This is a genomic window from Streptomyces sp. SID3212, assembly GCF_009865405.1.
GTDB lineage: Bacteria > Actinomycetota > Actinomycetes > Streptomycetales > Streptomycetaceae > Streptomyces.
This window is the reverse complement of the sequence record NZ_WWJY01001083.1, coordinates 1-6,542: the sequence shown is the minus strand read 5'-3', so window position 1 is coordinate 6,542 and position 6,542 is coordinate 1. Positions and strand designations below refer to the sequence as shown.

Below are 6,542 nucleotides of genomic sequence, written 5' to 3'. Positions count from 1 at the left end.
GGGAGGGATAACCGCTGAAAGCATCTAAGCGGGAAGCCTGCTTCGAGATGAGAACTCCCACCCCCTTTGAGGGGTTAAGGCTCCCAGTAGACGACTGGGTTGATAGGCCAGATGTGGAAGACCGGTAACGGTTGAAGCTGACTGGTACTAATAGGCCGAGGGCTTGTCCTCAGTTGCTCGCGTCCACTGTGTTAGTTCTGAAGTAACGAAGAGCCGTGTTGTCATCCAGCTTTTCGGATATCTTCATAGTGTTTCGGTGGTCATTGCGTGAGGGAAACGCCCGGTTACATTCCGAACCCGGAAGCTAAGCCTCGTAGCGCCGATGGTACTGCAGGGGGGACCCTGTGGGAGAGTAGGACGCCGCCGAACAATCTTTGATTACGGGAATGCCCTGTACCTTCTGGTACAGGGCATTTCTGCGTTTAGGGTCAAGGGTATGCGCTACGAATTGGTCATCTTCGACAACGACGGTGTGCTCGTCGACAGCGAGCCCCTTTCCAACACCATCCTGGCCGGCTATCTCACCGAGTTGGGCCATCCCACCTCCTACGAGGACTCCCTGCGCGACTACATGGGAGCCGCCGTGCACCGCGTCCACGACCTGGTGAAGGAGCGCACCGGGCAGCTGCTGCCCGCCGAGTTCGACGACGTCCTGCACGCGCGTGTCTTCGCCGCCTTCGAGCGGGAGTTGCAGCCGGTCGACGGGGTCGTGGAGCTGCTGGGGAAGCTGGCCGCCGACGGGGTGCCGTACTGCGTCGCCTCCTCCGGGAGCCACGAGCGGATCCGGGTCGGGCACCGGAAGACCGGGCTGGACCGGTGGTTCGACGACGCCGTCATCTTCAGCGCGCAGGACGTCGGGCGGGGAAAACCCGCCCCCGACCTCTTCCTCCACGCCGCCGCCCGCATGGGGGTGGCGCCCGACCGCTGTGTGGTGGTCGAGGACAGCCCGCTCGGCGTCGCCGCCGCGCGGGCCGCCGGCATGGAGGTGTACGCCTTCACCGCGATGACATCCGCCGCGCGACTCTCGGGGGCCGACGGGTACTTCTCCACCATGGACGAACTGCCGGGATTGCTCGCCTGATCCATCTACCCATGGGTAGGGCGGCGCCCTACGCTGTCCGGCCATGACAGATGTGCGGTTGCGGCACGGGCGGGCCTCCCTGGCGTTGGGCTTCTTCGTCCAGGGGGTGGCCTTCGCCCTGCTCGTCACCCGCATCCCCGGCATCCAGGACCGGTACGGGATATCCGACGCCGTGCTGCCGGTCTTCCTCGCCGCCGTGCCGATCCTCGCGGGCGTCGGCAGCGTGGTCACCGAGAAGCTGGTCCTCCGCGTCCGGCCCGGTGCGCTGCTGCGGGGGACCCAGCCCGTCCTGCTGCTCGCCCTCCTCGGGGTCGGCACCGGCCGTGAGGTGTGGCAGCTCGCCCTCGCCCTGGCGGCGTTCGGGCTGGCGATGGGGGCGCTGGACGCCTCGATGAACATGCTCGGGGTGCGGCTCCAACGGGCGTACGGGCGCAGCATCATGATCGGTTTTCACGCGGCGTACAGCCTCGGCGGGATCGCCGGTGCCTCGCTCGCCTGGGTCGGGGTGCACCTGGATCTGTCGCTGCTGGTCTCGTACCTGCCGGTGGTGGCCGTGCTGGTGCCGGCCGCGCTGGTCGGCGGGCACTGGTACAAGGCTGCCGAGGCCGTCCCGCCCGGTGCTCGGGACGGTGGCGGTGGCGGCGCGTCCGAAGTGGTCGCCAAGCCCTTCGTCTTCAAGCTGCTGTTGCCGCTCTGTCTTGTCATGGCGTTCGCGTACATCGGTGACTCCACCGTGTCGAACTGGAGCGCCAAGTACCTCCACGACGTCCTCGGCAGTTCGGAGGAGCTGGCGACCGTCCCGTACAACGCCTACATGGTCACCACGCTCCTCGGCCGTTCCGTGGGGGATCTGGGGGTACGGCGTTTCGGGGCCGTGGCCGTCGTGCGGTGCGGGACGCTCCTCGCGGGCCTCGGGTTCGGTGTGGTCGCGGTGGCGCCGGGGGCCTGGGCCGGGATCGCCGGGTTCACCCTGCTGGGGCTGGGGCTCTGTGTGATCGTGCCGCAGACCTTCGCGGCGGCCGGGCGGCTGTTCCCGGACGCGAGTGACGCGGCCGTGGCCCGGCTCAACATCTTCAACTACGTGGGATTCCTCGTCGGATCGCCCCTGGTGGGGGCCCTCGGCGACGCGTGGAACTACCGGGGCGCGATGCTCGTACCGATGGTCATGGTCCTCGTGACTTTTGTATACACCCGCTCGTTCGAGGCGGACCCGGCCCGATACGGTGGCGGGCATGAGCGCTCGCGCACTGCTGATGTGGGATGACGGGGTAACGGGTTACAACTTTGGACCCAGCCACCCCATGGATCCCGTACGGCTCGCGCTGACCATGGGGTTGGTGCGGGCGTACGGCTTGGACGAGGTGGCGGAGGTGGTGTCCGCGCCGGCCGCGGGGGACTCGACCCTGCGGCTCGTCCACCAACAGGCCTATGTGGACGCCGTACGGCGCTTCTCGGAGCGCCCGGGGGACGCCGACGGGTCGTACGGCGTCGGTACGCCCGACGACCCGGCGTTCGCCGGGATGCACGAGGCGTCGGCGCTGATCGCCGGGCAGTCCGTCGGGGCCGCCGAGGCCGTGTGGCGCGGGCAGAACGCGCACGCGGTGAACTTCGCGGGCGGTCTGCACCACGCGATGCCGGGGTCGGCGTCCGGGTTCTGCGTCTACAACGACGCCTCGCTGGCGATCGCGCGGATGCTGGAGCTGGGTGCGGAGCGGGTCGCGTACATCGACGTGGACGTGCACCACGGGGACGGTGTGCAGCAGACGTTCTGGGACGATCCCCGGGTCCTGACGATCTCGATGCACGAGCACCCGCACACGCTGTTCCCCGGCACCGGCTGGCCCGAGGAGACCGGTGGCGACGGGGCCGAGGGCAGCGCGGTGAACATCGCCCTGCCGGCCGGGACGGGCGACGAGGGGTGGCTGCGGGCCTTCCACGCCGTCGTACCCGAACTGCTCGCCGATTTCCGCCCGCAGGCCCTCGTGACGCAGCACGGCGCCGACACGCACTTCGAGGACCCGCTGGCGCACATCGCGGTGTCCCTGGACGCCCAGCGGGCCGTCCAGGCCGCCTGCCACGACCTGGCGCACGAATACGTCGAGGAGGGGCGCTGGGTGGCCCTGGGAGGGGGCGGGTACGCGGTGGTGGATGTCGTGCCGCGGTCCTGGACCCATCTGGTGGCGATCGCGGCGCACGCGCCGATCGATCCGGAGTCGGTGGTGCCCGCCGCGTGGCGGGACGAGGTGTACGCGCTGACGCGGCAGTTGGGGCCGGGGCGGATGACGGACGGGCGGACGCCGGAGTGGCGTGCGTGGGACTCCGGGTACGATCCGGCGGACCGGCTGGACCAGTTGATCCTGGCGACGCGCAAGGCGGTGTTCCCCCTGCGGGGGCTGCTGCCCTGACGCGGGCCGGGGCCGGCTGCCCGGCCGTTACGCCAACGGTGGGATTCTCCGGCCGTTCCGGCCCCGCGCGGTTGCCGGAACGGGCAGCATCGGCGGGATGTTGAGCACCGGAGCCCTGCGGGCCCATCTGCTGGCGGCCAGGCTGGCCGGTCCTGTGGCCACGTCACGGGAGAGGAGTCTGCGCAGTTACCGGCTCTTCGCGGCCAGGGATCCCCGGGTGCTGCTCGGACTGGATCCCGAACGCTCCTGGAGCGAACGGGACGTGCTGGGGCTGATGGCGGACAAATGTGGTGTCTCTTCGGATCCCGGGCAGGTGTCGGGCGACGACGTGATCGATCCGGAACGGACGCTGTCCGCGCTGGACGCCTTCGCGGAGCGGTTGCGGGAGGCGGCGGCGGACCGGGTTCCGGTGCTGTTCGGTACGGGGCACCCGGAGCGGCTGCTCGGTTTCTACGCGGCCCTGGCAGACGCTTTGTCGGCGGCGGGATGTCTCGTCCTCACCCCGGCGCAGGGGAGATGTATCGACATAACGACCCGGTTCGGAGTACGTACGTACCACCTCGACTACGTACGGGGAGTTGCGTTGATGCGTGAACCACACCTGTCGTACGCCGGGAGTGAGACCGGCGCACACACCCATTCGCCGCTGCCCGTCCGGGTCGCGCTGGATGGTCTGGTGGCCTCCCGAGGGCCCCTCCCGGGGCTGGTGGTCGGGGACCACGGATGGGTCTGCGGGGCAGGTCAGCTGGGTTTCGAGGCCATCGGTCTCGCCGACACGGACGACCCCGCGCTGTTCGTCGGTGAGGCGGAGGGCCGGGTGTCCGTCGCCGTACCGCTCGACGACGCCGTACGGTCCGCTTACTACCTGCCGCTTACTCGCTATGTACTCAATCGAGCGTGTCTGTCACAGTAGGCCGCCGTAGGCTGCTCCTCTTCCCCACTCGCACCACCCGCCCCTAGTCTGGGGCGTGAGCGCACAGCGACGAAGAGTCACCGGAGGGGAAGCCGGTGGCCGCCGCGTGCGGAAGGTACAGGTGGGTCATGGCTGCTGGCAGCGAGAGGCCTCTCAACGAGGTCAAGTTCCTTACCGTGGCGGAGGTCGCCTCGGTGATGCGAGTGTCGAAGATGACGGTGTACCGGTTGGTGCACAGCGGTCATCTGCCGGCGATCCGGGTGGGCAGGTCCTTCCGGGTTCCGGAGCAAGCGGTTCACGAGTACCTCCGCGAGTCATTTGTGGGGGTCCAGCCCGCCTAGGGCGTGCACTCGGATTACGTCTCTCACTCGGTGACGGGTAGGCTAGGCCGACGTAGGTCGTGTGGGCCCAGACGCCCCGCACCGAGTGAAGAGAAGTGAGCGAGGGTAGTCGTGGGCTCTGTTATCAAAAAGCGGCGTAAGCGGATGGCCAAGAAGAAGCACCGCAAGCTGCTCAAGCGCACCCGCGTTCAGCGTCGTAACAAGAAGTAGTCCGTTCCCGCTCCGGCGGGGGCGTTCCGCGACAGCTGTTCGTGCATTCACGGCTCTTCCGCCAGAACATGGCGGGAGGGCCGTTGGTGTTTTCCGGGCCGTCGGTGTTCTGGGTTCTGGCCTCGTCCGTGTTCTCTGCGCGTCGGCGTTCTCGGCGCGTTGGTGTTTCTTCGGCCAAAAGAGCCGCCCGGCGGGTCGTGCGGTCACGCCCGGGCAATAGCGACCCGCTACGGTGACGTCGGAAGACCACCCGGTGCTAGGGAAGGCGCTGATCTTGGGCAAGGTCGTGCTCGTGACCGGAGCGGCCAGGCAGCTCGGAGGCCGTTTCGTACGGCGCGTTCAACGCGACTCCGACGTCGACCGGGTGATCGCCGTCGACGCGGTTCCTCCCGAGCACCATCTGGGTGGCGCGGAATTCGTCCGCGCCGATATCCGGCAGCCCGCCATAGCGAGAGTTCTCGCCGAACACCGTGTGGACACCGTGGTGCACATGGATGTGACCGGTACGCCGCTGGGCACCGGCGGCCGTGCGTCGGTCAAGGAGACCAACGTCATCGGCACGATGCAGCTGCTCGGCGCCTGCCAGAAGTCACCGACCGTCAAGCGGCTGGTCGTGAAGTCCAGTACGAGTGTGTACGGCTCCGCGCCGCGCGACCCGGCGGTCTTCACCGAGACCACCCCGCCCAAGTCCCTGCCGAGCGGCGGCTTCGCGAAGGACGCGGTGGAGGTCGAGGGGTACGTACGGGGCTTCGCGCGGCGGCGGCCCGATGTGGCCGTCTGTGTGCTGCGGTTCGCGAACATCCTCGGGCCGGCGGCGGATTCACCGCTGGCGGAGTATTTCGCGCTGCCCGTCCTGCCGACGGTCCTCGGCTACGACCCCCGGTTGCAGTTCGTCCACGAGGACGACGTCATCGACGTCCTGCTGATCGCGGCCGACGAGCCGCGGCGCGGGACCCTCAACAGTGGCACCTTCAACGTGGCGGGGGAGGGTGTACTGCTGCTCTCGCAGTGCTCGCGGCGGCTGGGGCGGCCCACCGTGCCGGTGCTGCTGCCCGCCGTGACCTGGGTCGGTTCGGCGCTCCGTACCGTCGGCATGACGGACTTCTCGCCCGAGCAGATCAGGCTGCTGACCCACGGCCGGGTCGTCAGTACGGACCAGATGCGCGAGACACTGGGGTTCGAACCGACGTACTCCACGGCGCAGGCCTTCGCGGACTTCGCCCGCAGCCGGGGTGCGGGGCTGCTGCCGCCCCAGGCGGTGGTCCACGCGGTCGACCGGCTCTCCACGGCCGTCCGCACTCTCGCGAGCAAGGAGCGCAGCTGACATGGCCGATGCCAAGGTGATCCCCTTCGGCGACGAGCCGAGGCGGCGGGGGGCGGGTGGCCGTCCCAAGCAGGCCCCCAAGCAGGCCAAGGACGGGGCCGGGAAGCGCGGGCACGGGGCCGGGGGGAGCGGTTCCGGGCCGGGTACGGGGGCGGGCCAGGGGCGCAAGCAGGGTCCGCTGACGCCCGTACCGGAGCCGGAGCCCGACACCCCGGAGGTCGGCGGTCCGCCGGACGGCGAGGAGCCGTTGGGCGGGTTGTCGGGGGCG

Annotated in this window: 7 protein-coding genes, 2 rRNA genes and 1 pseudogene; all 10 read left to right on the top strand. The window is 69.2% G+C overall.

Going from position 1 to position 6,542, the window contains the following annotated elements:
• Positions 1-171: ribosomal RNA gene (locus tag GT042_RS32300) — 23S ribosomal RNA — on the top strand; the annotation flags it as partial.
• Between the two features lie 81 nt (positions 172-252).
• A 5S ribosomal RNA gene (rrf, locus tag GT042_RS32295) occupies positions 253-369 on the top strand.
• Positions 370-436: 67 nt separating this feature from the next.
• Positions 437-1,081 carry an HAD family hydrolase gene (locus GT042_RS32290; RefSeq protein WP_161312245.1) on the top strand — a complete coding sequence of 215 codons (645 nt, stop codon included), beginning with the start codon at positions 437-439 and terminating at the stop codon, positions 1,079-1,081.
• A 43-nt stretch (positions 1,082-1,124) separates the two neighbouring features.
• On the top strand, positions 1,125-2,345 hold the full coding sequence (locus GT042_RS32285) for an MFS transporter (protein WP_161312244.1): 1,221 nt from the start codon (positions 1,125-1,127) through the stop codon (positions 2,343-2,345).
• Entirely contained in the window at positions 2,314-3,486 is a 1,173-nt protein-coding gene (locus GT042_RS32280; protein ID WP_161312243.1) for an acetoin utilization protein AcuC, read from the top strand. The genes GT042_RS32285 and GT042_RS32280 overlap by 32 nt, the downstream gene beginning before the upstream one ends.
• A 97-nt stretch (positions 3,487-3,583) precedes the next feature.
• Positions 3,584-4,399, top strand: a complete 816-nt coding sequence (locus tag GT042_RS32275; RefSeq protein ID WP_161312242.1) for a phosphatase — start codon at positions 3,584-3,586, stop codon at positions 4,397-4,399.
• Between the two features lie 128 nt (positions 4,400-4,527).
• The gene (locus tag GT042_RS32270; RefSeq protein WP_161312241.1) at positions 4,528-4,740 is read left to right on the top strand and encodes a helix-turn-helix domain-containing protein; all 213 of its coding nucleotides are present in this window, start codon (positions 4,528-4,530) and stop codon (positions 4,738-4,740) included.
• A gap of 111 nt (positions 4,741-4,851) precedes the next feature.
• Complete coding sequence (locus tag GT042_RS32265) at positions 4,852-4,950, top strand: AURKAIP1/COX24 domain-containing protein (protein WP_003948845.1); 99 nt, start codon at positions 4,852-4,854, stop codon at positions 4,948-4,950.
• Between the two features lie 274 nt (positions 4,951-5,224).
• The gene (locus GT042_RS32260) at positions 5,225-6,274 is read left to right on the top strand and encodes an NAD-dependent epimerase/dehydratase family protein (RefSeq protein ID WP_161312240.1); all 1,050 of its coding nucleotides are present in this window, start codon (positions 5,225-5,227) and stop codon (positions 6,272-6,274) included.
• Between the two features lies 1 nt (position 6,275).
• Positions 6,276-6,542: pseudogene (locus tag GT042_RS32255) on the top strand (hypothetical protein); the annotation flags it as partial.

Bases quoted from the DNA above. Each gene is read 5' to 3' on its own strand.
- GT042_RS32290 (WP_161312245.1), top strand. From the start codon at position 437: ATGCGCTACGAATTGGTCATCTTCGACAACGACGGTGTGCTCGTCGAC.
- GT042_RS32285 (WP_161312244.1), top strand. From the start codon at position 1,125: ATGACAGATGTGCGGTTGCGGCACGGGCGGGCCTCCCTGGCGTTGGGC.
- GT042_RS32280 (WP_161312243.1), top strand. From the start codon at position 2,314: ATGAGCGCTCGCGCACTGCTGATGTGGGATGACGGGGTAACGGGTTAC.
- GT042_RS32275 (WP_161312242.1), top strand. From the start codon at position 3,584: ATGTTGAGCACCGGAGCCCTGCGGGCCCATCTGCTGGCGGCCAGGCTG.
- GT042_RS32270 (WP_161312241.1), top strand. From the start codon at position 4,528: ATGGCTGCTGGCAGCGAGAGGCCTCTCAACGAGGTCAAGTTCCTTACC.